The organism is Pseudoduganella sp. GW821-FHT05F09 (genome assembly GCF_059419605.1).
Map to the genome: position 1 here is coordinate 143,781 of NZ_JBWKSD010000006.1, position 24,100 is coordinate 167,880.

Genomic DNA, 24,100 nt, shown 5'->3' on the forward strand with positions numbered 1-24,100 from the left:
GCTCCCTGAGCGGGCTTTTTTTTGCCTTGCCGCCTGGCACGGCCGTCGCCCTTTGCTATCATTCGAGAAATACTATCTCAGGGACGACCATGATTTTCCGCCAGCTATTCGATCCAACCTCGTCCACCTACACCTACTTGCTGGGCGACAGCGGGGAAGCCGTGCTGATCGACCCGGTCTATGAACAAGTGCCGCGCGACCTGGCGCTGCTGCGCGAGCTGGGCCTGCGCCTGCTGGCCACGCTGGACACCCATGTGCACGCCGACCATGTGACCGGCGCCTGGCGTTTGCACCAGAGCTGCGGCAGCGGCATTGCGCTGGCGGCGGCGGCCGGCGCCGAGCTGGCGGACCGGCCGCTGCGGCACGGCGACCGCATCCAGTTCGGCGGCCGCTACCTGGAAGTGCGCGCCACGCCCGGCCATACGAGCGGCTGCCTGACCTTCGTGCTGGACGACCACAGTATGGCCTTCACCGGCGACAGCCTGCTGATACGCGGCTGCGGCCGCACTGACTTCCAGGGCGGCAGCCCGCAGGAATTGTTCGCCTCGGTGCGCGGCCAGATCCTGACGCTGCCCGACGACTGCCTGCTCTATCCGGCACACGACTACCGCGGCATCACCGTCACCAGCGTGGCCGAGGAGCGCCGCTTCAACCCGCGCCTGGGCGGCGACGTGGACGAGGGCGATTTCGCCGGCCATATGAACAACCTGAACCTGCCGCATCCCAAGATGATCGCGGTGGCCGTGCCGGCCAACCTGCGCTGCGGCCAGCCCGAGGGCGGCGCCGAACCGCCTGATACGCCGGCCTGGGCGCCGCTCACGCTGCGTTTCAGCGGCGTGTGGGAAATCGAACCGATGGCGCTGCTCGAGCACGCCGACCAGGTACAGATAGTGGATGTGCGCGAGGCGCCGGAGTTCATCGACCGCCTGGGCCATCTGCGCGGCGCGCGCCTGGTGCCGCTGTCGCAGCTGATGTTCAAGCTGGACGAGTTCGACCGCGAGCGCCCCATCGTGGCCGTGTGCCGCTCCGGCGTGCGTTCGGCCCAGGCCAGCGTGCTGCTGGCCAAGGCCGGATTCAAGCAGGTCGCCAACCTGGCCGGCGGCATGCTGCGCTGGAAGACCGAAGCGCTGCCCGTCGCGCAGGACGTTGTCTAAAGAGAAATCCGGCGTATAATTGCTTTTCATGCAATTAGGGCGATTATGCAAGGACTGCTTTCTCTGCTGGGCACGGAAATCCTGACCGCGCTCGGCATGCTGTACCTGATGCTGGGCGTGGCCTCGCTGGGCGTTGGCCTGACGCTGCGCGCCCGCCCGCAGAGCCGGCTCAGGCTGCAGGTCAACGCCTGGTGGGCCATCTTCCCGGTGGTGACGCTCAGCCTACTGCTGCACCCGGCGGGCGCCACCTTGCTGGCGCTGGCCATAGGCGTGCTGGCGCTGCGGGAGTTGGCGCCGTTTGCCGGCCAGGGCGGCGCGGTGCGCTACACCTGGCCCGCCGCCGCCATACTGGCCGCCACGATCGCCTTGATTTTTGTCAAACCCCAGGCGGTTGCGTTCGCGCTATCCATTGCTATCCTTGTAACGCTGGTATATTTCCTTTGGTCACGCAGCGCGCCCTCGCTGCTGTGGCTGCTTTGGCTCATGCTGTGCCTGGGCGCCAGCTTTCTGCCGCGCTACGAAATGCTGCCGCTGGAGCCGCATCAGCGGCTGGCCTGGCTGTTTTACCTGTACGTGCTGACCGCGCTGAACGACGTGGCGCAGTTCATCAGCGGCACGCTGTTCGGACGGCACCGCATCGCCCCCGGCATCAGTCCGAACAAGACGTGGCAGGGGCTGCTGGGCGGCGTGGCGGCAACGCTGCTGCTGTCGCTGGCGCTGGGCGGCTATCTGCACCTGGCGCAGGCGCGGCAGCTGGCAGGCTATGGCGTGCTGCTGTCGCTGGGCGGGTTCTGCGGCGACCTGATGTTCTCGGCCGCCAAGCGCGTGCTGGGCGTGAAAGATTTTTCGCAACTGATACCCGGCCACGGCGGCATACTGGACCGGGTGGACAGCCTGGTGGTCACCGCGCCGCTGCTGTATTTTCTGATTAGCTCCGCACAAGGGATGCCCGCATGAAAGCTGAACGCTCACTGGCCTGGCGCACGACCGAATCCGGCTTCGACTGCAAGGATGGAACGCGGCTGTTCTACCGCGCCTGGGAACCGATGGCGCCGCGCCGGGACGGGCCGCAGCGCGCGCTGGTGTTCCTGCACCGGGGCCACGAGCATTCCGGCCGCATCCAGCCGCTGGTGGAACAGTTCGGCTTTGCGCAGGACCATGCTTTTGCCTGGGATGCGCGCGGCCACGGCTATTCGCCCGGCGAGCGCGGCGACGCGCCCAGCTTCGAGGCCCTGGTGGAGGATTTCGACACCTTCATCCGCCACATCCGCGACGCGCACGGCTTTGCCGAGGAAAACATCCTGGTGGTGGCCAATAGCGTGGGCGCCGTCATCGCCGCCACCTGGCTGCACGACTACGCGCCGCGCGTGCGCGGCGTCATCATGGCCGCCGCCGCCTTCGAAATCAAGCTCTACGTGCCGCTGGCCAAGCCCGCGCTGCGTTTCGCGCGCCGCTTCAAGCCCGAGCTGTTTGTCACCAGCTATATCCGCCCCGGCATGCTGACGCATTCGCAGCAGGAGGCCGCCGCCTACGCGGCCGATCCGCTGATCGCCAAGGCCATTTCCGCCTGCGTGCTGCTGGGCTTGGCGGACACGGCGCAGCGCATCGTGCACGACGCCGCCGCCATCGACACGCCCGTGCTGATGCTGGCCGCAGGCAAGGATTATGTGGTGAAGGAAGGACCGCAGCAGACCTTTTTCGACCGTCTGTCCTCGCCGCTGAAGCGCTACGTGCGCCTGCCGGACGCCTTCCACGCCCTGTTTTACGAGCAGGACACCAGCGTCGCCCTGCATGAAAGCCGCCAGTTCATCGAGCAGTGCTTCCAGCGCGCGCCGCTGTCCCCGTCGCACTACCTGAACGCCGACCGGGACAGCCACAGCGCGCGCCGCTACGCCGCCATGCAGGCCGGCGAGAGCTGCGGCGCGCTGCACAAGGCCTGGTTCGGCATGCAGCGCGTCATGCTGGGCGCGCTGGGCGGCGTGAGCGACGGCATGAGGACAGGCCTGGAGCACGGCTTCGATTCGGGCGCCTCGCTGGACTATGTGTACCGCAACCAGGCCGGCGGCCGTTTCATCATGGGCAAAACCATGGACCGGGGCTATCTGGACGCGGTCGGGTGGCGCGGCATCCGCCTGCGCAAGCGCCAGTTGCAGCAGATGCTGGGCGAGCGCATCGCGGCGCACACGGGTGCAGCGCCGCTGCGCATCCTGGATATTGCCGCCGGCTCCGGCCGCTACGTGCTTGAGACCGTGAAGCGCTTCCAGGACAAGAATATCCAGGTGACCCTGCGCGACTACACGCAGCACAATCTGGACCAGGCGCGCCTGCTGGCCGACCAGCTGCAATTGCGCGCCGGCGTGGAGTTCCAGCTGCGCGACGCCTTCAGCCCGGACAGCTACCGCGCCGCCGAAGGCGAATACGACATTGCCATCGTGTCCGGCCTGCATGAGCTGTTCAGCGACAACGAGCCGGTGTACGCCTCGCTCAAAGGCATCTTCAGCGTGCTGCGCCCGGGCGGCTATCTGATCTACACCGGCCAGCCCTGGCACCCGCAGCTGGAGATGATCGCGCTCACGCTGACCAGCCACCGGGGCACGCCATGGCAGATGCGGCCCCGGCCGCAGGCCGAAATGGACGGGCTGGTGGCCTATGCGGGCGGACGGAAGCTTGCCACGCGCATCGGCCTGGAGGGCATCTTTACGGTGTCGCTGGCGCAGAAGCCCGCAGCGCCTGGCGCAGGCGGTTGAACACGGTCCACACGGACAGGACGATCACCAGCACCAGCATGCCGTTCAGCAGCAGCGGCGCGGCTTGGTAGCCGATCAGCAGGGCAAGCAGGCCGAACCAGAAGGCGCGGTCGCTCTTGCCCATGGGCCCGTCGAAGCGGCGCGCGGCGCCCACGCTGAGCGCCAGCACGCCCGCGAACTCGGCCAGCAGCGCGCCCACCACGCACAGCAGCACCAGCGGCGCGTGCAGCGCGGCGGCCAGCATGAAGGGCAGGTAGAGCGCGGCGTCGGACACCTGGTCGCACAGCTCGTTGAGCAGCGTGCCGAGGCGGGTCTTCTGGCCGGTGGCATTGGCCAGCATGCCGTCGATGGCGTTCAGCGCCATGCGCAGCAGCAGGAAGGCGGGCAGGCCCAGCCACAGGCCTGCGCAATCGGGCTGCCACGCGAGCGCGGCGCCGTAAGCCACGGACAGCAGCATGGTGGCCAGCGTGATCTGGTTCGGCGTCACGCGGAAGCGCACCAGCGCGCGCATCAGGGGTTGCAGCAGTTGCTGGAATTTTGGCTTCAGCTGGTAGATCGAAAAGCTCATTGCTGGGAATACTCCTTGTAAAGCTGGGCGATATGGCGGCTGCGCTGGTAACCCATCGCGCAGTGCAGGTAAACATCGCGGCCCTGGGCGGCGTGGGCTGCGATGGCGGCCAGGATGGGCTGGACCGTGCGCGTGTCGAGCGCATGCAGGTCCAGCAGCGGGAAGTGCTGGTAGTGGCGCTGGCGCAGCGCCCTTGTTTCGCTCAGTTCGTTGGCGAGGTCGATGACGGCGCAGGCGGCCGGCAGGCGCGCCGCTTCCGCGCTGCTCAGGCGCCGGCCCACCCACAGGCGCTCGCCGTGCCGCTCGAATGGTGGCCGGCCGCGCTCGCGCCAGCGCACCAGTTGCCAGGTCAGCAGATAGCCGAGCAGATAGGGCGCGTACAGCAGCCAGACCCACAGCGGGTAGCGGCCCTGGTGCTTGTGCAGGAAGGCTGCATGGCGGCGCTGGTAGGCCAGCGCCACCAGCAGCAGGCTGGCGCACAGGTATAGCCACCACGGGCCGCCCAGCGCAAGCCAGGCCAGCAGCGACAGGCCGGCCATCAGCGCGTAGCTGAAGGCGACGGGCCTGGACGCGTCGGGTGCGGCCTCGGGCAACATGCTTATGGCAAGCACGCCGAGCAGCGCGCCTGCCGCCACGTCGGCCAGGTGGTGCTGCCAGGTGAACACGGTGGCGGCCGCCACCAGCAGCAGCCAGGCGGCCAGCGCGGCCTGCCTCGCCGCCTGCATGGCCGTCCGTGGTGCGCGGCGTCCTGCAAAGCGGCGCAGCGCCGGCCAGAAGATGACGCAGTAGGCCACGTGCAGCGATGGCAACTGGTTGTAAGGCTGGTCCATGGCGGATAGTTGCGCGAACAGCCAGGCGGGCAGCGGCGCCTCCACAACCGGCCGCAAGTAGCTGAAACGCAGTGGGAAGACGGCGAACACCAGGCAGGCGGCCACGGTGGAAAACGCCACGCGGCGGCTCAGCGCGGACAGCGCGGCGCGGCTGTCCGCCAGCAGAAAGCTGAGCCCGAACAGCAGGCCGGACGTCATATAGGGCAGCACCATCCACGGCAGAAAGGGCACGGCCGCATCCCACGGCAGCGCCGCGCTGCGGGTAGCGCCGGCGCGTTCGGCAAGGTGGTTGGCCAAGGGGTAACATAGCCCGAACAGCGCGCCATTGAACGCAAGCTGTGTCACGCGCTCGCGCATGCTGGGCACCGCCACCGGAGTCATGGTCAAGCTGTCCTTGTTATTAACTATGTAATTGATGCATTATGGCACGCATGATGCAAGCACAACCAGACCAGCACCAGGAACGCCCCGAACCATACCAGCGCTGCATGGTGCTGGCCGGCGGCGGTTTCCGTTTCGGCTACTACCTCGGCATGCACGCCGCCGCCGTGGACGCGGGCCAGGAGCCGGACCTGCTGCTGGCCGCCTGCGGCGGTGCGGTGGCCGGCGCCATCATCCGCAACCTGCCGGACAGCGCGGCGCGCAAAGCCTGGGTCGCCTCGCCGCAGATGTACGAGTTCTTCTGCGGCCTGCAGCCGGGGCCGCGCGCTTCGCCGCTGCGCGCGCTGGCCAACGTGGCGTTGCGCCGCCTGCATCCGGGCAAGGCGGCACGCCTGCCGGACCTGTTCCAGGACTATCTGTTCGAGATTCCCGCCGTGCTGCCGCTGCCGCCAGCGGCCGGGCAGGGCGGCACAGCGCTGGCCATCCTGGGCGGCAAGATGCTGTTCGGCGAGCATGAGGTGGGCCAGCCCAGGCTGGGGCGCCAGCTGTACGGCGTGACCCTGTTTTGCGGCAGCCGCACCGCCGCGCTGGCCGAAGGCCTGCCGTCTGCCATCGGCAGCGGTGGCTGGACGGACGCGGTGGCGCCCGGGCTGCTTGTCGATACCACCATGCCGCTGGTCGACGCTGTCCGCATCTCGATCTCGGACATGTACTATTTCCGCTGCCACTCGGTCGATGCCGGCGATTACACCGGCGGCGTAGTGGACCTGTTTCCCGTTGAGCTGGCGCGCAGCCTGGCGCGGCACGTCACCATGGAAATGAAGCCGCCCTACGACCAGTTGATGGCCATTCCCGCCTTGCGCGCCGTATTCGGTTTCGACGGCAACCGCCGCATGCGGCATGTGCATGGGCAGCCGGTGGACGTGTGGGTGGATACCAGCGACGTGGGCGAAGTCCTGCGCCGCAACGGCATCCAGAAGCGCGTGGACTGGCTGGGCAACCGCGTGCGGCTGGTGGCGCCGGGCAGCTATGCGCGCTATGTGGAGGAAGTGGAAGCGCAGTGGCAGTACGGCTACCAGCGCGCAGCCGAAGCCTATGCGCTGGCCGAGCAGGGCCGCAGCCCGGCCATGCGCCGCACCACGCGCCACAACAAGGCGCTGGCATGAAAGTGATGATTGTCGGCGGCACCAGCGGCATAGGCCTGGGGCTGGCGCGGCATTACTGGACGCAGGGCGCGCGCGTGGCGGTCTGTGGGCGGCATCCCGAGAAACTGGACGGCGTGGCGTTCACGCGGGACAGCCGGGTCAGCATCCACGTCTGCGACATTGCGGACCGGGCCGCCGTTGCGCGCACGGTGGCCGAGGTGGCGGCGCTGCCGGACGCCGCCGGCCAGCTCGACCTGCTCATCGTCACTGCCGGCCAGTACACCGACGCCGCCGCCATCGCGCGGGACCGCTACAACGCCTTGCCGGTGCTGCGCGTGAACGTGGGTGGCCTGGATAACGCCTTCGCGGCCGCCGCCGACGCCATGATGGAAGCCGGCCAGGCGCAGGGTCACCTCGTGGCGGTCGCCTCCATCGCCGGCCTGCAGGACGACTACCCCAACGGCTCGCTCTACAGTGCCAGCAAACGCGCGGCCATCGCCATGTGCGGCGCTTACCGCAAGGCGCTGGCGCCGTTCGGCATCGCCGTCACCGTCATCGTGCCGGGCTATGTGGACACGGCACGCTTGCGCGAACTGAACCACGGCGACGCCAGCCGCAAGCCTTTCCTCATGTCCGAGCAGGAGGCCGTGCAGCGCATCGCCGCCGCCATCGCCCGGCGCGATGAGTGCTGCGTGTTCCCCTGGCAGCTGCACGCGCTGGTCCGGCTATTCAACCTGCTGCCCGCTTTCCTCAAGCGCGCGCGGAAGAAATAAGCCTCAATAGCGAGGCCTCAATAGCGCGCCAGCGCAATGCCGCGATAGCGGCGGCGCAGCAGCATCAGCGCCACGGCGGCGCCGACCGCCATCGTCATCATGCCCATGAACTCGCGGTGGCCCTTGGGCACCACCGGTATCATGTCCGAGCGCATGGTGGCCGCCGCGTAGCGCTTGCTCAGGTAGGTTGCCCCGGCCACGATCTCCTCGTCGTTGATGGCGTTGGTCAGGTACAAGCCCTTGCCCGCCTGGTGCACCGCCATCTTGCCGTCGCGGTAGACGAAGGAGCGGCGCTCGTCGCCGATCAGGATGGTGCCCACCACATGGCCCGCAGCATTGATGCCGGTGGCGTAGCTGTTGCCGTAGCCGATGAGCGCGCCCAGGTCCACCATCTTGCCGCCGTCGTGCAGGAAGGCGTGCCAGCGGCGGTTCGGCATTTCGGACGCGCCCACCACCACGCCCGCGTCGTTCACGCCGGTGGCCGCGCTGGAGCGGCCGCCCAGCGTGCCCAAGTCCATCATGCCCGCGCCGGGACGGTGGATGAAGGCGCGCCGGTAGCCGTCCGGCAGCGCGGCCGTGCCCACCACCGCGCCGTGGTTGTTTATGCCGGACGCGTAGCTGATATTGCCGCCCAGCGTGCCGAGGTCCACCATGCGGCCCTGCGCGTCCAGCACGAAGGCGCGGAAATAGCCGTCCGCCGTGTCGGCGAATCCGGCGGCCTGGCCGGACGCATTGACGGCGGTGCCGTAGCTGCTGCCCCCGCCCAGCGTGCCCAGGTCGCGCATGCGCTCGCCTTTGCGCACCAGGAAGGCGCGCCAGTGGCCCTTGCCGTCCTGCGCCGAGCCCACCACCACGCCGTCGTCGTTGATGCCCTTGGTATAGCTGTCGCTGCCGCCCAGCGTACCCAGTTCCAGCACGCCCTTGTCGTACAGCACCGCGCGCTGCTTGCCATCCTCGTCTTCGATCACCGCCGCCACCTGGCCATTGGCGTTGATGTCGACCGCGATGCTGGCCTCCTTGCTGTTGGCGGCAAAGCCCGGCAACTGCTGCACTTTGGCGTCGGCGCCGGCGCTGCACAGGCTCAGCGCCAGGGTGAGGGGAAGCAGGGAAATTTTCAGCATGACGGTCTCCGGCTGGTGGGTTGCAAGATCGCCAACTATAGCATCCACATCACCTTTTCGGTTAAGCTCATCCTTCATTCCTGGACGGGTAGTAAAGTGGCGGCAAATCAGAATCGGCAGTACCAAAGAAAATACCTGCCCCTGGCGGGCATCGCTGTGGCGGCGGCCGTGGCAGGGGCGGGCGTGTATTTCTATTTGCAAGCGCGCGCGCCGCAGGCGGAGACCGGGCAGGCTGTTCCGGAAAAGATGGTGGAGCGCACGCCGGAATTCTGGGCCGCGCGCGTGACCACGCTGGCGGGCGACGGCATCGCGGGCGCTGCGGAAGGCAATATGCCCGTGACCGTGGCGCGCTTTGCCGACCCCTACGGCGTGGCGCTCGACGCCGCCGGCAATATCTATATCGCCGACGCGGGCGACAACAACCGCATCCGCAAGCTCACGCCGGGCGGCGCCACCTCCACAATTGCAGGCGGCAAGGAAGGCTTTGCCGACGGCCCGGGTGCGCAAGCCATGTTCAATACGCCGTCCGGCATCGCCATCGACGCGCAAGGCAATCTGTACGTGGCGGACACCGGCAACAACGCCATCAGGAAAGTGGCGCCGGACGGCACCGTCAGCACGCTGGCTGGCAGCGGCGTGGCGGGCACGGCGGACGGCAAGGGCAGGGAAGCGCAGTTCAACGGCCCGGTGGGCGTGGCGGTGGGCGAGGACGGCGTGGTCTACGTGGCCGACACCTACAACGACGCCATCCGCCGCATTGCGCCCGACGGCACGGTAAGCACCATCGCGGGCAACGGCCTGCCGGGCGACGCGGACGGCCCGGCCTTGAAGGCGGGCTTCGACACTCCCTGCGCGCTGCTGCTGGACGCGGACGGCGCGCTGCTGATTGCCGACACGCGCAACAACGCCATCCGCAAGCTGGGCAAGGACGGCATGGTCAGCACCGTGGTGCGCGCGCCGGACAACGACAGGCAAGCCCTGTTGCGCCGTCCCATCGCGCTGGCGCGCACGCACGACGGCCATTTATACATCGCCACCGGCTCGCAAGGCCGGATATTGCAGCTCACGCCGCAGGGCGGCCTGGACGGGCTGGCCGACGTAGGCCAGAAAGTCGAGCCGGGCTACGGCAGCGACGGCAAAGTGCAGCTCTACGCGCCGCGCGGCATAGCGCTGGCGCGCAACGGCAGCCTGGTGGTGAGCGACGCCGCCACCTTCCGCATCCACCGCCTCAGCATGGCCACGCCGGCCGAGGTCCAGACCCAGCCGCAGCCACAGCCACAGCCGCAGCCTGCTGGCGGCGATGGCGTGCTTGCCACCGCCGCAGCGTCGCCAGCCGCCGCCACGGCGCCGTCCGGCGCGGCGCGGCGGGCGTCCCCGGTGACCAGTATCCTGTGGCCGGTCGGCCCGCAAAACGAGCCGCACGAAGTGGTGGGCCTGATGGGCGAAGTGCGCGGCAATTTCGAAGGCGAGAGCCGCGACCACTTCCACGCCGGCCTGGACGTGCAGGCCGACGTCGGCCAGCCCGTGCTGGCCGTGGCCCCCGTCAAGGTCAGCGACCCCTTGCCCAACTGGGGCTTCGGCAGCCTGAGCGAAGGCATCGCCCTCGGCCACATCTCCTACATCCACATGCGCGTGGGCCGCAACACGAAAAACGCCGCGCTGGACGAACGCTTCCAGCTGCTGCGCAACGCCAAGGGCAAGCCCGAACGCGTGCGCGTGCGGCGCGGCGCGCGCTTCGCGGCGGGCGACACGCTGGGCACCATCAACGGCATGGCCCACGTCCACCTCGACTATTACGAGCAGGGCAAAGTCCTCAACCCGCTCAGCCTGCCGTTCAAAGGCCAGGTGGATACGGTGCGCCCGCACATCAACAGCATCACCCTGTTCGACGGCCGGGGCAAGGTCATCAAGGCCGCCAAGCGCAAGCCGCTGGTCATCCCGCGCGAAGTCGGCGAGCTGAGCATCGTGGTGGACGCCTACGACCAGATGGACGGCAACGAAGCGCGCCGCCGCCTGGGTCTCTACAAGCTCGGCTACCAGCTGCTGCGCGAAGACGGCAGCCCGGTGGCGGGCTACGAGCAGCCCACCATCACCCAGGTCTACGACGAACTGCCGCGCAACAAGGAAGCCGTGAAATACGCTTACGCGCCGAATAGCGGCATCACCGTCTACGGCAGCAAAGCCACGCGCTTCGCCTACACGCTCACCAACCGCATGATGCACGGCCAAGTCACGCCCGGCATGTGGAGCGTGGCCGGCCTGGCGCCGGGCAACTACAAGCTGCGCGTGCTGGCGGCGGACTACGCTGGCAACCAGGCCATCGAAGGGCGCGATTTGCCGTTCCAGGTGGAATAGCAGTATCAGCTGCTCGACTTCCCGCGCCGCGAGGCCGTCCTCGTCGAGCGGCTCTTGCTGCGCGAAGCGGAGCGGTTCAGCGGCTTGTGCTTGGTCTCGCCATTCTGCGCGCGCTGCTTGTTGACGATGCGGGCGGCAACTTCCTCCTCGCGGCCCTTGTACCTGCCTTCCTCCTTGAATTTGTGCTCGATTTCCTTGAACTCGCGTTCGCGTTTCGGGCTTGCTCCTCTGGGCATGATGTGCTCCTTGTATGTGCCACTGTGTGGATGATGTGACACGCTCGAGTCGCCGATCTGTGCGCGATCTCACACAGACTCATGGTGCTGCGCCGTGCGCTGATGTACACTTAGCGAACGGTCGTGCTTTTACGATAGAACAGAATAAAAGGAGACAGCATGGATTTGAACTATTCGTCCGAGGATCTGGCGTTCCGCGACCAGGTGCGCGCCTTCCTCGCGGCCAACCTGCCCGCCGACCTGCAGCAGAAAGTGCGCAAGCACCTGCGCATGTCGCGCGAAGACATCGTGCGCTGGCACCGTATCGTCGCCAAGCAAGGCTGGGTTGCCCCCGCCTGGCCGGTCGAGTACGGCGGCCCGGGCTGGAACGCCACCCAGCGCCACATCTGGGAAGAGGAGTGCGCCATCGCCGGCACGCCGCCCGTGCTGCCCTTCGGCATCAATATGGTGGCCCCGGTCATCATGGCCTTCGGCAATGAAGAACAAAAAGCCTACTACCTGCCGCGCATCCTCAGCTGCGAAGACTGGTGGTGCCAGGGCTATTCCGAGCCGGGCTCCGGCTCCGACCTGGCCTCGCTGAAAACCACCGCCGAGCGGGTGGGCGACCACTACATTGTGAACGGCCAGAAAACCTGGACCACGCTGGGCCAGCACGCCGACATGATCTTCTGCCTGGTGCGCACCGACAGCACCGTGCGCAAGCAGGAGGGCATCTCCTTCCTGCTGATCGACATGAAAACGCCGGGCATCACCGTGCGCCCCATCATCATGCTGGACGAAGACCACGAAGTGAACGAAGTCTTCTTCGACAACGTGAAGGTGCCGGTCGCCAACCTCATCGGCAAGGAAAACAAGGGCTGGACCTACGCCAAATACCTGCTGGGCCACGAGCGCACCGGCATCGCGGCGGTGGGCCGCTCCAAGCGCGAGCTGCAGTTCCTCAAGAAAGTGGCGCTCAAGCAGCTCAAGCGCGGCAAGCCGCTGCTGGAAGACCCCTTGTTCGCCGCCAAAGTGGCCAACCTGGAAATCGAGCTGATGGCGCTGGAAACCACGGTGCTGCGCACCATCTGCCAGGAAGACCAGACCCCGGGCCCGCAAGCGTCCATGCTGAAAGTGCGCGGCTCCGAGATCCAGCAGATCCTCACCGAACTGATGATAGAAGCCCTGGGGCCGGACGCGCTGCCCTTCGACACCAGCTACCTGGAAGGCAAGTCCGAACACGCCGTGACCGGCGACGACGACCACGCGCCGCTGGCCGGCTACTACTTCAACTTCCGCAAGACCTCGATCTACGGCGGTTCGAACGAGATTCAGAAAAACATCATCACCCAGATGATACTGGGCCTGTGAGGGGAGACAGCATGGACTTTACTTTCAAAGAAGAACAGCAGCAGTTCGCGGACGCCCTGCGCCGCTGGGTGGACAAGGACTACGGTTTCGACACGCGCAAGCGCATCATCCACTCGCCGGCCGGCGTGTCGGACGAAGCATGGGCCACGCTCACCGAGCTGGGCATGCTGGCGCTGCCCGTCCCCGAAGAGCAGGGCGGCTTCAACGGCAGCGCCGTGGACATGCTGGTGGTGATGCAGGAACTGGGCCGCGGCCTGGTGGTGGAACCCTATTTCGCCACCGTGCTGGGCGCGCAGTTCCTGAAGCTGGCCGGCGGCCAGGACCGGCTGCTGGAGCAGGTGGCGGGCGGCGAACTCAAGCTGGCCTGCGCGCTGGGCGAGCAGCAGTCGCGCCATGACCTGAGCGACGTCGCCACCACCGGCCACGAGCAGGGCGACGGCTATGTGCTGAACGGCGCCAAGACCGTGGTGATCCACGGCGGCCAGGCGGGCGCCTTCATCGTCTCCGCCCGCAGCGGCGGCGAGCAGCGCGACAAGGGCGGCATCTCCCTGTTCGTGGTGCCGGCCGATACTAAGGGCGTGACCGTTACCGACTACCGCACCATCGACGGCCAGCGCGCCGCCACCGTGCAGTTCAGCGGCGCCGAAGTGCCCGCATCCGCGCTGCTGGGCGGCGTGGGCGCCGGCTGGGACATCCTCGACGCAGCCTCCGACTACGGAGCCACCTTGCTGTGCGCCGAAGCCGTGGGCGCCATGGACGCCATCTTCGCCGCCACGCTGGACTACCTGAAAACGCGCCAGCAGTTCGGCGCGCCGATCGGCAAGTTCCAGGCCCTGCAGCACCGCATGGCGGACATGTTCATCCACCTGGAGCAGGCCCGTTCCATGGCCATGCTGGCGGCGGTGAAAGTGGCTTCCAGCGACGTGGAAGAGCGCCGCCGCGTGGTGTCCGCCGCCAAGGTGCGCGTGGGCCACGCCTGCAAATTCGTCGGCCAGCAGGCGGTGCAGCTGCACGGCGGCATGGGCGTGACGGACGAGCTGCCCGCCGCCCACCACTTCAAGCGCCTGACCATGATAGACCTGACCCTGGGCGACGCCGACCACCACCTGGAACGCTTCATCGCCCAGCCGGGATTCAAACACGCCGCTTAATCAGGAGGCCGCATGAAGAAATGGTATTTCGAGGACTTTGCCGAGGGCCAAGAGATCACGCTGGGCGGCCGGCAGGTGACGGAGGAGGAGATCATCGCCTTCGCCACACAGTTCGACCCGCAGCCCTTCCACATAGACCACGATGCGGCGGCCAAGTCCATCTTTGGCAAGCTGGCCGCCAGCGGCTGGCATACCTGCAGCATGATGATGCGCATGGTGGTGGACGGCATCCTGAACGACTCGTCCAGCATGGGTTCGCCCGGCCTGGACAGCATCCGCTGGGTCAAGCCGGTGTACGCGGGCGACACGCTGAACGTCACGTATGTGACCAAGGAGGTGCGGCCGTCGAACTCCAAGCCGGACCGGGGCGTGGTGGTGTCGGTCTGGAAAGCCACCAACCAGAATGGCGAACTGGTTGCCACGGTGGAAGGCATGGGCATGTTCGGCCGCCGCCCGGCGGGAGCGGCCGATGCGTGAAATCGCCACGCTGGAGGACATGAAGCAGCTGGTGGGCGAAGAGCTGGCTGTCTCGGCGTGGTTCGACATCACGCAAGAGCGCGTGAACCGCTTCGCCGACGCCACCGACGACCACCAGTGGATACACGTGGACGAGGACCGCGCCAAGCGCGAATCCCCGTTCGGCGGCACCATCGCGCACGGCTTCCTCACGCTGTCGCTGGTGCCCGCCATGCTGGAAAGCGCGCTGCGGATGGTGGACATGAAAATGGGCCTGAACTACGGCCTCAACAAAGTCCGCTTCCCGGGCCCGGTGCCGGTCGGCAGCCGCCTGCGCGCCCGCATGACCATCCAGTCCATCGCCGACATCGAAGGCGGTGCGCAAGTGGAGTGGGGCGTGGTGATCGAGCGCGAAGGCCAGCCCAAGCCCGTCTGCGTGGCCGAGTTCGTGATGCGGCGCTACTAGCGCAAAGCCCGTAACCCGCCAGGCTTAATCCGTGGCGGACATGCAATAGCGGTTGCGGCCGGTTTCCTTGGCGCGGTAGAGCAGGGCGTCGGCGGCGCGTATCAGGGCGCTGGGGTCGGCGTTTTCGTCCGGCAGGGCGGTGGCGACGCCCATGCTGACGGTGACCAGAGGTCCCACCGACGAGGCTTTGTGCGGTATCTGCAGCAGCCGGATCTCGTCCAGGATGCGCTTGGCCACCACTTCGGCGCCGTCCGCGCCCACTTGCGGCAGCAAAATGATGAATTCCTCGCCGCCGTAGCGCGCCAGCAGGTCGGGCGGGCGGCCAGCGCAGCGTTTCATGGCCGCGCTCACCTGCTGCAGGCACAGGTCGCCGGCCTGGTGGCCATAGGCGTCGTTGTAGTGCTTGAAGTGGTCGATGTCTATCATGACGACCGCCATTTCCACGCCGGAGCGTGCGCAGCGGCGCCATTCGTTGTCGAAGGCTTCGTTGAAGCTGCGGCGGTTGGCCACGCCGGTCAGCGCGTCGGTCAGGGTCAGCTCGCGCATGGCGTCGGCCTGGCGCTTGATGGTCAGCTGGGTGCGCACCCGCGCGCGCACCACCGCCACGTTGAAGGGCTTGCTGATGAAGTCCACCGCGCCCGCTTCCAGCGCACGCGTTTCGTCTTCGGGATGGGTGAGGGCGGTGACGAAGATCACCGGAATGTCGCGCACGTCGGCCGAGGCGCGCAGCGCGGCGCACACTTCGTAGCCGTCCATGCCGGGCATGACCGCGTCCAGCAGGATCAGGTCCGGCTGCTGGTTGTGCGCAATCTGCAGCGCTTTTTCACCGCTGAGGGCGAACAGCACATCGTGCTCGTCTTGCAGCGCGTGGTGGAGAATCTGAATATTCTCCATCGCGTCGTCGACGATCAGGATGCGTCCGTTCATCGCCAGGTCGCTCCAGCTCATGCAGTGTCCTTTCGCTTCAGCATATCTTGCACCAGTTGTTCCGCGGCGGCGAAATCCAGGGTTTCCACGGCGTGGGCCAGGGCCAGCACGGCGTCGTGGCCGTGTGCCTTGAGTCCGGAACGCAGTGACTGGAAGTGCGTCAACGCTTTCATATTGTTAGTCTGTAACAAGGATAACAGGTCTTCCAGTGCTTGCGGAAGGGCGGGGCCGCCCGACGCCCCGGCCGGCCCGCTGGCCGCGTCTGTTTCCGGCAACGGCAGCGGCAGGGTGCGCGCCGCTTCGGTCACCACGCTGATGGACTGGTCCAGCGCAGTCAGCAGGAAAGCGAGCTCGGTTTCGCGCGCCTCGTGCAGCGCCACCTCGGCCTGCGCGCTGAGGCGGGCGATGTCGCCCGCGCCCAGGTTGGCCGCCACGCCGCGCAGGCGGTGCAGCAGCTGGGCGGCGGCGTGGTGCTTGCTGTTTCCCAGCAGGGTGCGCACTTCGCCCACCGTGCCGCCCTGCGAATTCTCGAAGCGCTTGAGCAGGCCGACAAAAGCCGGGTAGTTGCCCGCCAGCCGCTTCAGCGCCGCCTCCAGGTCGATTCCGGGCAGGCTGAGCGGCCTGTCCTCGGCGCCCGGCTTGCGCCAGCTGTCGTCGGGCGCGGCCCGGCCGGGACCGGGGCGCAGCGGCGCCAGGCGCAACAAGGTGGCCAGCAGCTCGTCCACGTCGATGGGCTTGGGCACATGGGCGTTCACGCCGGCTTCGATGGCCAGCTGGCGGTCCTCGTCCAGCGCGTTGGCGGTCATGGCGATAATGGGCAGCTCGTCCAGGCCCATGGCGCGCAGCGCGGCGGTGGCCTCGTAGCCGTTCATGACCGGCATTTGCAGGTCCATCAGCACCGCGTCGTAGCGGTTGCGGTCCTCGGCCAGCAGCTCGACCGCCACGCGGCCGTTGCCGGCGATGTCGACCCGGGCGCCGGCGTGCAGCAGGATGTATTGCGCCATTTCCTGGTTGATTTCATTGTCTTCCACCAGCAGCACGCGCATGCCGGCCAGGCGGCCGGACAGCGGCGTGTGGGCCGGCAGTGCGGACTGCTGCACCGAGCCGGTACGCACGGCGGTAATGGCCGACAGCAGGCGGGCCGGCGTGGTGGGCTTGGCCAGCACGGTGGCGATGTGGAGGCTATCGGCGATGGGGATCAACTCCTCGGTGTAGTGGTCGGGCGCCATCATGATGGTGGGCGGCAGCAGCAGGGTATCGTCGGTATGCGCCTGGGTCAAGAGCGAGATGCCGTCCAGGTCGGGCAGGCCGGCGTCCAGCAGCAGCAGGTCGAGCTGCGCCGGGGCGCCGGCGCGCGCCAGCTTGCGCAGCATGGCCAGCCCGGCCTGGCCGCTGTCGGCGCTCCACACGCGCCAGCCCAGGGCCTCGCACTGGCGCGCCAGCATGTCGCGCACGGTGGCGTTGTCGTCCACGATGAGCAGGCTCAGTCCCTCCAGCGCCGGCGCCAGCGTGCGCGGCGCGGGCAGGCCGTGCACGGCCCGCTCCAGGGTGCAGGCGAAGCGGAAGGTGGAGCCCTTGCCCAGTTCGCTGTGCACGCTGATGGCGCTGCCCATCAGGTCGGCCAGGCGGCGGCAGATCGCCAGGCCCAGGCCGGTGCCGCCGTACTGGCGGCTGGTGCTGTTGTCGCCCTGCGAGAAGGCCTCGAACAAATGGGCCTGCTGCGCCGGGCTGATGCCGATGCCGGTGTCGCGCACGGCGAATTCCAGCGTGGCCGAGGTGGCGGTGCACGACAGCTGCCGCACCGCCAGCACCACTTCGCCCTGCTCGGTGAACTTGACGGCGTTGCTGCACAGGTTGAGCAGCACCTGCTGCAGGCGCATGGCGTCGCCCTGCAGCTCCAGCGGCACCTCGGGCGCGATGCAGAAGATGGGCTCGACCCCCTTGTTCCAGGCGGTCTGCCCGATCAGCACGCCGATGCTGGTGAGGATGTGGTCCAGATTGAAGGGGCTGTGATCGAGCTTGAGCTGGCCGGCCTCGATCTTGGAGAAGTCCAGCACGTCGTTCACCACGGCCAGCAGCGAGTGGGTGGCCAGCTGGATCTTGCCCACGTAGCTGCGCTCGCGGCGCGCCAGCGGCGCCTCCTCCAGCAGCCGCGCCAGGCCGATGATGGCGTTCATCGGCGTGCGGATCTCGTGGCTCATATTGGCAACGAAGGCGCTTTTCGCGCGGCTGGCCGCTTCGGCGCGGTCGCGCGCGCGCACCAGCTGCTCGTTCAGGTCGTGCAGGCGCAGTTCGGTGCGCTTGAGCTCCGTCACGTCCGACACCATGACGAAAAAGCCGCGCGTGCTGCCGTCTTCGTTCAGGTCGGGAATGTAGTTGGCCCACACGAAGCGCGAGTCGCCGTTGCGGTCCGGGCGGTCCTGGTAAAAGCTTTGCGGGTGGCCGGCCAGCACCGCCTCGATGCGCTGGCGGTTGCGCCGGTACATCTCGCCGCCCATGATTTCGGGGATGGTGGCGCCCAGCACGGTGTTGATGTCGCTGCCGGTGGCTTCGATAAAGGCGCGGTTGGCGAAGCGGCAGCGCAGCTGCTCGTCCCAGTAGGAGACCATGCCGGGCACGTGGTCGGTCACGGTGCGGATAAAGGCGTTGCTGCGCGCAAGGCTGAGCGAGGTGGCGCGCAGCACCTCGTCGGCGCGCTTGCGTTCGGTGATGTCGATGGACATGCCCAGCAAATGGGTGGGCTTGCCGTCGTCGTCGCGCAAGGCCACCTTGCGGGTGTTGAGCACGCGCACGGTGCCGTCGGACGAGGTCAGCTCCTCCTCGGCGATTTCCACCACGTCGCCGCTGGCCAGCACGGCGCGGTCGGCGGCGGCGAAGGCTTCGGCCTGCTCGCGCGGGAAGAAGTCGAAATCGTTCTTGCCCAGCACCTGGGTGCGCGGGCGGCCCAGCGTCAGTTCGCCCTGGCGGTTCAGCATTTCGAAGCGCAGATCGGCCGCGCCTTTCACGAACATCATGGCGGGCATGTGCTCGACGGCCGACTTGAACAGCTGCTTGGACTGGCGCAGCTCGCGCTCGATGCGCTTCTGCGGCGAGATGTCGACCAGCAGCCCGGTAATGCCTATCATGCGGCCGGCGGCGTCGCGCACCGGGAAGTAGCCGGACAGCCAGTGGGAGGTCTGGTCCGGCCGGCCCGGCGCGCTACCGCTCATCTCGATGCCGGAAATGGCTACCCCGGTGGCGATCACCTTGCGGTAGTCGCGCTCCACGTCGCTCCTCACCTGCGGGTCTGGAATCACGTCGCCGAAGTGCAGGCCGATGTGCTCGGCCACCGGCCTGCCGTTCACCGAGGCCAGGTAGTCGTTGATCATGACGATGCGCAGGTCCAGGTCCACATAGCTGAGGCCGACCGGCGCGCTGGCGTACACGGTTTCCAGCAGGGCCTTGGACGCTTCCAGTTCGGCGGTGCGTTCGGCCACCAGCGCCTCCAGCTCGTGGCGGTGGCGGTGCACGTCCACTTCCACCTGGGCCAGGGCCTGGGCCACTTCGTCGGCCTCGCGGAAGGTCATGATGGGCAGTTGCATGGCTTCGCCGCTGGCCAGCGAGCGCGCGGGCCGGGTCAGGCCGACAATGGAGCGGCTGATCTGGCCGCCCATCAGCCAGGCCAGCACGATGCCCACCGCCAGCAGCATCGCCACCGCGCCCGACACCAGTGGCACCGAGGGCAGTTCGGCGTTCAGTATGGCTTCCTGCTCCGGCATGCCCACGCCCACCGCCCAAGTCCGCCCAGGCAGCAGGCACAGGGCGGCGAAAACCCGGAAACCGTCGCGCGAGTCGGTGCGCAGCGCGGCCTCGCCGTCGGCCAGCAGCAAAGCTCGGTTGGCCTCCGACATCGGCGTGCCCACGTAGCGCTCGCGGTTCTTGTTGCGGTCCAGCACCACACCGTCCGGGCCGATCAGCGCCATCAGCAGTTGGGGCGAGAAGTGCTGCGCGGCGGCCGCCGCGTCCAGCCGCTGGGGCTGCAGCACGGCGGTCAGCGCGTAGACGGCCTTGCCGTTGCGCAGCACCGGCACGTCCACCGCCACTTGGGGATGGTGGGGCTGTCCGGGCTGGGCGAGCACGGACAGGGCCGGCTTGCCTTGTTCGAATAGGGGGGCCAGGCGTTTGGCGTTGTCCTGCTGGGGGATGGCGGCGCCGGCGGGCCCGGCGCTCAGCAGCAGCCTGCCGTCCGCGCCGCTGAGGAGGAAGCGCTGGACCGGCAAGTTGGGGCGCAGCAGGCTTTCGGCCTGCGCCGCGAAGGCGGCCAGGCCGGCGGCGCTGCCGCCGTCCAGGGCGGGCGAGCTTGCCAGCCCCAGGGCTGCGCCTTCGGCCTCGTCGATATCATGGCCGATGGCGGCGGCCAAGGTGCGCGCCGTAATGAGGGTGTCGTGCTGGATCTGCAGTTGCTGGCGGTGATAGAAGTGCTGGACCAGCACGCCCAGGCCGATAACGGAGGGCAGCGCGCAGGCCAGGACCAGCAGCGCGATCTGCAAGCGTATCGATGGCAGCCTGGCCTTAGTGTGTAGCACCGCGTCGCCCCCGGAGTGCGTGGATAGCGCTCTGATAATAGCCGAGCGCCGCGCGGCGACCAAGAAAAATTGTCACGCCCGCCGGCCTCGATGCAACACTGATGGCAATGTTGCAGGGGCCGGAGGATGCTCAGCTGCGCGTGACCGGCAGGCTGAGGTCTTCCTTCAGCGGCAGGTGCTTGGCCAGCTCCAGCTTGGCGATGGCGTTGCGGTGCACCTCGTCCGGGCCGTCGGCCAGGCGCAGCGTGCGGTTGCCCGCCCACTGGTAGGCCAGCGGGAACTCGTCCGACACCCCGGCCGCGCCGTGCGCCTGGATGGCCCAGTCCAGCACTTGCTGGGCCACGTTGGGCGCCAGCACCTTGATCATGGCGATCTCGGCCTGCGCGCCCTTGTTGCCCACGGTGTCCATCATATAGGCCGCCTTGAGGGTCAGCAGGCGGGCCGTGTCGATCTGGATGCGCGCTTCGGCGATGCGTTCGCGCCACACGCCCTGTTCGGAAATGCGCTTGCCGAAGGCCACGCGGCTGTGCAGGCGCTGGCACATCAGCTCCAGCGCGCGCTCGGCCACGCCGATGGCGCGCATGCAGTGGTGGATGCGGCCCGGCCCCAGGCGGCCCTGGGCGATTTCAAAGCCGCGCCCTTCACCCAGCAGGATGTTGGCGGCCGGCACCCGCACGTTCTCGAACACCAGCTCGCAGTGGCCGTGCGGCGCGTCGTCGTAGCCGAACACCGGCAGCGGACGCACCACGGTCAGGCCGGGGGTGTCGGCCGGCACCAGTATCATGGACTGCTGCTGGTGGCGGGCGGCGCTGAAGTCGGTCTTGCCCATGGTGATGTAGATCTTGCAGCGCGGGTCGCCGGCGCCGGAAATCCACCATTTGCGGCCGTTGATCACGTAGTCGTCGCCGTCGCGCTCTATGCGGGTCTCGATATTGGTCGCGTCCGAGGAGGCCACGGCCGGCTCGGTCATGGCGAAGGCCGAGCGGATCTCGCCGCGCAGCAGCGGCTCCAGCCATTGCTGCTTGTGCTGCTCGCTGGCGTAGCGCTCCAGCGTTTCCATATTGCCGGTGTCCGGCGCGGCGCAGTTGAACACCTCCGGCGCCCAGGGCACGCGGCCCATGATTTCGCACAGCGGCGCGTAGTCCAGATTGGACAGGCCTTCCGGCGCGCGCGTGGACTTGGGCAAGAACAGATTCCACAGGCCCTGTTCGCGCGCGAGCGGTTTCAGCTTCTCGATGATCTCGGTGGGGATCCAGCGGTTGCCTTTTTCGCGGCCATTGCGCTCCACTTCCTGGTAGAACACCTTCTCGTTCGGGTAGATATGCTGGTCCATGAAGGCCAGCAGTTTGGCTTGCAGTTCTTTGCAGCGTTCCGAGTACTCGAATTCCATGCCGGTCTCCTGTCAGATTTGTTTGCCGGACGCGTAGGCCCAGGCCAGCTCCGCCATGGGGCGCGCCATCTTGCCCGATTCCAGCGCCTGCGCGCTGGCGGCGGTGCCGACCACATAGCGTTTCATAATGCCTTGCATGATGCTCGCCAGGCGGAACATATTGAAGGCCAGGTAGAAGTTGAAGTCTTCCAGGCGTATGGTCTTGCCGGTGCGTTCGGCGTACTTGGCGATGTATTCCTGCTGCGAAGGGATGCCCAGCGCTTTCAGGTCCAGCCCGGCGATGCCGCGGAACTGGCCCGGCTCGATATTCCAGCCCATGGCATGGTAGGAGAAGTCGGCGAACGGGTGGCCCAGCGTGGACAGTTCCCAGTCCAGCACCGCCAGGATGCGCGGCTCGGTGGGGTGGAAAATCATATTGTCCAGGCGGTAGTCGCCGTGCACGATGGACGTGTCGTCGCCGGGCGGGATGTTGTTGGGCAGCCAGGCGATCAGCTGGTCCATGGCCTCGATCTGCTCGGTTTGCGAGGCCACGTACTGCTTGCTCCAGCGCTCGATCTGGCGCTGGAAGTAGTTGCCCGGCTTGCCGTAGTCGCCCAGGCCGATGGCGGCGTAGTCCATGCTGTGCAGCTGGGCGATCACGCGGTTTTGCTCGTCGTAGATGGCGCTGCGTTCGGCCGGCGTCATGCCGGGCAGGGCCTGGTCCCACAGCACGCGGCCGTCGACGAATTCCATCACGTAGAAGGCGCGGCCGATCACGGCCTCGTCGGTGCACAGGGTGTACTGGCGGGCGGCGGGGAAGCCGGCCTTGTTGAGCGCGTCCATCACGCGGTATTCGCGGTCGATGGCGTGGGCCGAGGCCAGCAGCTTGGCGGCCGGGGCCGGTTTGGTGCGCAGCACGTAGTGTTGCTGTTGCGCGCCTTCGCCCTTGCTCAGCTTGAAGGTGGGGTTGGACTGGCCGCCCTTGAACTGGACCACCGTCAGTTCTCCCTCCGGATAGCCTTCGACGTGCTGGCGCAGATACGCGTCCAGCGCCGCCACGTCGAACTGGTGGCGTTCGGACACTGCTTTGGTGCCCATGAATTCCTCAAACATCGCGTCTCCTGCGTTGGGATAGTTTATTTATTCTATCGCAAAAAAACGAACGCGCGTACTTTTTTATGTTGTGGTCAAAAGAATATCGCCAGGCGGGTGATGATGGCGCCGGTATTGGTGTACGCCGTAACGCCGGGTGCGACGGCGGCGCGCACCGAGCCGGTGTTGGGCTTGCCGTCGTCCAGCTTGGCGTCGATCTGCTCGGCCACGGTGTCCGGCAGGTTGTCGATGCGGATGCCGTTGCCGCCGCGCCCGCCCACCACGTCGTTGTACAGGTAGACCGCGCCGCCCTGGGCGCTGGTCATGAAGTCCGTGCTGCCGTTGTAGGAGCCGGTGATAAAACCGGCCAGCGCCAGGTGCTGCGGCGCGAGCTGGTATTCGGTGATCTGGCCGTCGCCGTTGCCGTTGCCGGTGGCGCCGGGCACATGGGCGGTGGCCAGCGGATCGTCGCCGGGGAGGGCGCGGAATTTGTCCTGGTAGGCGTTCACGGCCGAGGTGAGCGAGTTCGCCTGCTGGATGATGTTTTTCACCTTGGCGCTGTCGATCAGGCTTTGCCCCTTGAGCACGCCCCCCAGCAGCAGGCCGATAATCACCAGCACGATGGCGATTTCCACCAGGGTGAAGCCGCGCTGGGCAGCCGCTTTGCTTGATTTGCGCATGTGAGATCCTTTCGCTGTTTTCATATTAGGGGAGTACCTGCGCCGCCACCATGCGGTTGAACAGGATGTTGGGGGAGACCCAGGCCACCATGTCGTCGAACTCGCCGCCCGGCAAGGCCCGGTTGTCGCTGGCGCCGCGCGCCATGAAGTGGATGTCGGCGCTGGCGTTGTTCTGTTCGTCCTCGTTGCTGCGCGAGCCGTTGCTGATGAGCAGCCCGGCGTCGCTGGTGGCGCCGTAGCCGTTTTTGCCGTGCGAGAGGATGACGGCCGGGATGTCGGCCGGGGCGGTGGCGGGCGCAACGTTGCCCAGCCCGTCGCGGGTGTAGACGGTGATGTCGCGCGCGGTGACCAGCTTGAAGCGGATGGCGCTGTCGGCGAAGGCGGGCGTGACGCTGTAGCGGTACAGGTGGTTCCAGGCGTCCAGCCGGGGCAGGCCCAGCGTGGCCCAGGGCAGGTAGCCGTCGCGGCGCTCGCCGGTGCAGCGGCTGCCGCTGCGGTCTTCCTGGCCGTCGCTGGCGGAAACGGCGGGGCAGGGCAGGTAGCCGTTGCGCAGCGCAAAGCCGACCAGCGCTTCGCGCGCGTCGTCCAGCGCGCGCTGGGTGTCGGCCGCCTTGCGCTGCTCGAGCTGCATGGTGAGCGGCGTGAGCAGGCCGCCCACCATGAGGCCGACGATCACCAGCACGATGGCGATTTCGACGAGGCTGAATCCTTGTTGCTTGTTCATGGCGGTGCCG

The 24,100-nt window shown here is 67.6% G+C and carries 20 protein-coding genes; 10 read left to right on the forward strand and 10 right to left on the reverse strand.

Annotated elements, in window-relative coordinates; translation table 11 throughout:
- The first annotated feature begins 89 nt into the window (after positions 1-89).
- The 3 genes from AC07S4_RS20405 to AC07S4_RS20415 are packed head-to-tail and all read left to right on the forward strand — an operon-like array spanning position 90 to position 3,901.
- Positions 90-1,154 (forward strand): MBL fold metallo-hydrolase, encoded by a 1,065-nt coding sequence (locus AC07S4_RS20405; RefSeq protein WP_494988391.1) that lies wholly within the window; start codon positions 90-92, stop codon positions 1,152-1,154.
- Positions 1,155-1,199: 45 nt separating this feature from the next.
- A complete protein-coding gene (locus tag AC07S4_RS20410) occupies positions 1,200-2,111 on the forward strand; it encodes a phosphatidate cytidylyltransferase (protein ID WP_494988392.1) in 912 nt (303 codons plus the stop codon).
- Positions 2,108-3,901 (forward strand): bifunctional alpha/beta hydrolase/class I SAM-dependent methyltransferase, encoded by a 1,794-nt coding sequence (locus AC07S4_RS20415; RefSeq protein ID WP_494988393.1) that lies wholly within the window; start codon positions 2,108-2,110, stop codon positions 3,899-3,901. Before AC07S4_RS20410 ends, AC07S4_RS20415 begins: the two co-directional genes overlap by 4 nt.
- On the opposite strand, the gene AC07S4_RS20420 is transcribed toward AC07S4_RS20415, so the two are convergent.
- Positions 3,852-4,469, reverse strand: coding sequence for a CDP-alcohol phosphatidyltransferase family protein (locus AC07S4_RS20420; protein ID WP_494988394.1), 618 nt, complete (start codon positions 4,467-4,469; stop codon positions 3,852-3,854). The genes AC07S4_RS20415 and AC07S4_RS20420 overlap by 50 nt on opposite strands.
- Positions 4,466-5,680: a phosphatase PAP2 family protein gene (locus tag AC07S4_RS20425; RefSeq protein WP_494988619.1), complete on the reverse strand. Its 1,215-nt coding sequence runs from the start codon at positions 5,678-5,680 to the stop codon at positions 4,466-4,468. Before AC07S4_RS20425 ends, AC07S4_RS20420 begins: the two co-directional genes overlap by 4 nt.
- A 50-nt stretch (positions 5,681-5,730) precedes the next feature.
- Here AC07S4_RS20425 and AC07S4_RS20430 point away from each other — a divergent pair, with 50 nt between their 5' ends.
- Together AC07S4_RS20430 and AC07S4_RS20435 are read left to right on the forward strand one after the other, a co-directional pair.
- Complete coding sequence (locus AC07S4_RS20430; protein WP_494988395.1) at positions 5,731-6,846, forward strand: patatin-like phospholipase family protein; 1,116 nt, start codon at positions 5,731-5,733, stop codon at positions 6,844-6,846.
- Positions 6,843-7,598, forward strand: a complete 756-nt coding sequence (locus AC07S4_RS20435) for an SDR family NAD(P)-dependent oxidoreductase (protein WP_494988396.1) — start codon at positions 6,843-6,845, stop codon at positions 7,596-7,598. Before AC07S4_RS20430 ends, AC07S4_RS20435 begins: the two co-directional genes overlap by 4 nt.
- Positions 7,599-7,615: 17 nt before the next feature.
- Here the strand turns inward: AC07S4_RS20435 and AC07S4_RS20440 are convergent, their stop codons facing one another.
- Positions 7,616-8,719: an HAF repeat-containing protein gene (locus AC07S4_RS20440; protein WP_494988397.1), complete on the reverse strand. Its 1,104-nt coding sequence runs from the start codon at positions 8,717-8,719 to the stop codon at positions 7,616-7,618.
- Positions 8,720-8,815: 96 nt separating this feature from the next.
- On the opposite strand from AC07S4_RS20440, the gene AC07S4_RS20445 reads away from it, so the two are divergent.
- Positions 8,816-11,074 carry a gluconolaconase gene (locus AC07S4_RS20445; RefSeq protein ID WP_494988398.1) on the forward strand — a complete coding sequence of 753 codons (2,259 nt, stop codon included), beginning with the start codon at positions 8,816-8,818 and terminating at the stop codon, positions 11,072-11,074.
- Between the two features lie 5 nt (positions 11,075-11,079).
- Here AC07S4_RS20445 and AC07S4_RS20450 read toward each other — a convergent pair whose 3' ends face one another.
- Positions 11,080-11,310 carry a hypothetical protein gene (locus AC07S4_RS20450; RefSeq protein ID WP_494988399.1) on the reverse strand — a complete coding sequence of 77 codons (231 nt, stop codon included), beginning with the start codon at positions 11,308-11,310 and terminating at the stop codon, positions 11,080-11,082.
- 159 nt (positions 11,311-11,469) lie between these two features.
- Between AC07S4_RS20450 and AC07S4_RS20455 the strand changes: the two genes are divergently transcribed.
- From AC07S4_RS20455 to AC07S4_RS20470, 4 genes are read left to right on the forward strand one after another with little or no spacing between them, the layout of a single operon-like run.
- Complete coding sequence (locus AC07S4_RS20455; RefSeq protein WP_161072267.1) at positions 11,470-12,660, forward strand: acyl-CoA dehydrogenase family protein; 1,191 nt, start codon at positions 11,470-11,472, stop codon at positions 12,658-12,660.
- A gap of 11 nt (positions 12,661-12,671) precedes the next feature.
- Positions 12,672-13,811, forward strand: a complete 1,140-nt coding sequence (locus AC07S4_RS20460) for an acyl-CoA dehydrogenase family protein (RefSeq protein WP_494988400.1) — start codon at positions 12,672-12,674, stop codon at positions 13,809-13,811.
- A gap of 12 nt (positions 13,812-13,823) precedes the next feature.
- Positions 13,824-14,288 carry a MaoC family dehydratase gene (locus tag AC07S4_RS20465; RefSeq protein ID WP_494988401.1) on the forward strand — a complete coding sequence of 155 codons (465 nt, stop codon included), beginning with the start codon at positions 13,824-13,826 and terminating at the stop codon, positions 14,286-14,288.
- Positions 14,281-14,733: a MaoC family dehydratase gene (locus AC07S4_RS20470; protein WP_494988402.1), complete on the forward strand. Its 453-nt coding sequence runs from the start codon at positions 14,281-14,283 to the stop codon at positions 14,731-14,733. Before AC07S4_RS20465 ends, AC07S4_RS20470 begins: the two co-directional genes overlap by 8 nt.
- Before the next feature lie 24 nt (positions 14,734-14,757).
- Here AC07S4_RS20470 and AC07S4_RS20475 read toward each other — a convergent pair whose 3' ends face one another.
- The 6 genes from AC07S4_RS20475 to AC07S4_RS20500 all read right to left on the reverse strand — a co-directional run bounded on the left by AC07S4_RS20475 (position 14,758) and on the right by AC07S4_RS20500 (position 24,090).
- Positions 14,758-15,681 (reverse strand): diguanylate cyclase domain-containing protein, encoded by a 924-nt coding sequence (locus tag AC07S4_RS20475; RefSeq protein ID WP_494988403.1) that lies wholly within the window; start codon positions 15,679-15,681, stop codon positions 14,758-14,760.
- Positions 15,678-20,225 carry a PAS domain-containing protein gene (locus AC07S4_RS20480; protein ID WP_494988404.1) on the reverse strand — a complete coding sequence of 1,516 codons (4,548 nt, stop codon included), beginning with the start codon at positions 20,223-20,225 and terminating at the stop codon, positions 15,678-15,680. The genes AC07S4_RS20475 and AC07S4_RS20480 overlap by 4 nt, the downstream gene beginning before the upstream one ends.
- A gap of 130 nt (positions 20,226-20,355) precedes the next feature.
- A complete protein-coding gene (locus AC07S4_RS20485; protein ID WP_494988405.1) occupies positions 20,356-21,615 on the reverse strand; it encodes an acyl-CoA dehydrogenase family protein in 1,260 nt (419 codons plus the stop codon).
- Between the two features lie 12 nt (positions 21,616-21,627).
- Positions 21,628-22,707: a phosphotransferase gene (locus AC07S4_RS20490; RefSeq protein ID WP_494988406.1), complete on the reverse strand. Its 1,080-nt coding sequence runs from the start codon at positions 22,705-22,707 to the stop codon at positions 21,628-21,630.
- A 74-nt stretch (positions 22,708-22,781) separates the two neighbouring features.
- Complete coding sequence (locus AC07S4_RS20495; RefSeq protein WP_494988407.1) at positions 22,782-23,366, reverse strand: prepilin-type N-terminal cleavage/methylation domain-containing protein; 585 nt, start codon at positions 23,364-23,366, stop codon at positions 22,782-22,784.
- A gap of 25 nt (positions 23,367-23,391) precedes the next feature.
- Positions 23,392-24,090, reverse strand: coding sequence for a type II secretion system protein (locus AC07S4_RS20500; protein WP_494988408.1), 699 nt, complete (start codon positions 24,088-24,090; stop codon positions 23,392-23,394).
- Positions 24,091-24,100 lie beyond the last annotated feature (10 nt).

Bases quoted from the DNA above. Each gene is read 5' to 3' on its own strand.
- AC07S4_RS20425 (WP_494988619.1), bottom strand. From the start codon at position 5,680: ATGACTCCGGTGGCGGTGCCCAGCATGCGCGAGCGCGTGACACAGCTT.
- AC07S4_RS20470 (WP_494988402.1), top strand. From the start codon at position 14,281: ATGCGTGAAATCGCCACGCTGGAGGACATGAAGCAGCTGGTGGGCGAA.
- AC07S4_RS20430 (WP_494988395.1), top strand. From the start codon at position 5,731: ATGATGCAAGCACAACCAGACCAGCACCAGGAACGCCCCGAACCATAC.
- AC07S4_RS20455 (WP_161072267.1), top strand. From the start codon at position 11,470: ATGGATTTGAACTATTCGTCCGAGGATCTGGCGTTCCGCGACCAGGTG.
- AC07S4_RS20450 (WP_494988399.1), bottom strand. From the start codon at position 11,310: ATGCCCAGAGGAGCAAGCCCGAAACGCGAACGCGAGTTCAAGGAAATC.
- AC07S4_RS20435 (WP_494988396.1), top strand. From the start codon at position 6,843: ATGAAAGTGATGATTGTCGGCGGCACCAGCGGCATAGGCCTGGGGCTG.
- AC07S4_RS20495 (WP_494988407.1), bottom strand. From the start codon at position 23,366: ATGCGCAAATCAAGCAAAGCGGCTGCCCAGCGCGGCTTCACCCTGGTG.
- AC07S4_RS20410 (WP_494988392.1), top strand. From the start codon at position 1,200: ATGCAAGGACTGCTTTCTCTGCTGGGCACGGAAATCCTGACCGCGCTC.
- AC07S4_RS20500 (WP_494988408.1), bottom strand. From the start codon at position 24,090: ATGAACAAGCAACAAGGATTCAGCCTCGTCGAAATCGCCATCGTGCTG.
- AC07S4_RS20460 (WP_494988400.1), top strand. From the start codon at position 12,672: ATGGACTTTACTTTCAAAGAAGAACAGCAGCAGTTCGCGGACGCCCTG.
- AC07S4_RS20420 (WP_494988394.1), bottom strand. From the start codon at position 4,469: ATGAGCTTTTCGATCTACCAGCTGAAGCCAAAATTCCAGCAACTGCTG.
- AC07S4_RS20475 (WP_494988403.1), bottom strand. From the start codon at position 15,681: ATGAGCTGGAGCGACCTGGCGATGAACGGACGCATCCTGATCGTCGAC.
- AC07S4_RS20485 (WP_494988405.1), bottom strand. From the start codon at position 21,615: ATGGAATTCGAGTACTCGGAACGCTGCAAAGAACTGCAAGCCAAACTG.
- AC07S4_RS20490 (WP_494988406.1), bottom strand. From the start codon at position 22,707: ATGTTTGAGGAATTCATGGGCACCAAAGCAGTGTCCGAACGCCACCAG.
- AC07S4_RS20465 (WP_494988401.1), top strand. From the start codon at position 13,824: ATGAAGAAATGGTATTTCGAGGACTTTGCCGAGGGCCAAGAGATCACG.
- AC07S4_RS20415 (WP_494988393.1), top strand. From the start codon at position 2,108: ATGAAAGCTGAACGCTCACTGGCCTGGCGCACGACCGAATCCGGCTTC.
- AC07S4_RS20440 (WP_494988397.1), bottom strand. From the start codon at position 8,719: ATGCTGAAAATTTCCCTGCTTCCCCTCACCCTGGCGCTGAGCCTGTGC.
- AC07S4_RS20405 (WP_494988391.1), top strand. From the start codon at position 90: ATGATTTTCCGCCAGCTATTCGATCCAACCTCGTCCACCTACACCTAC.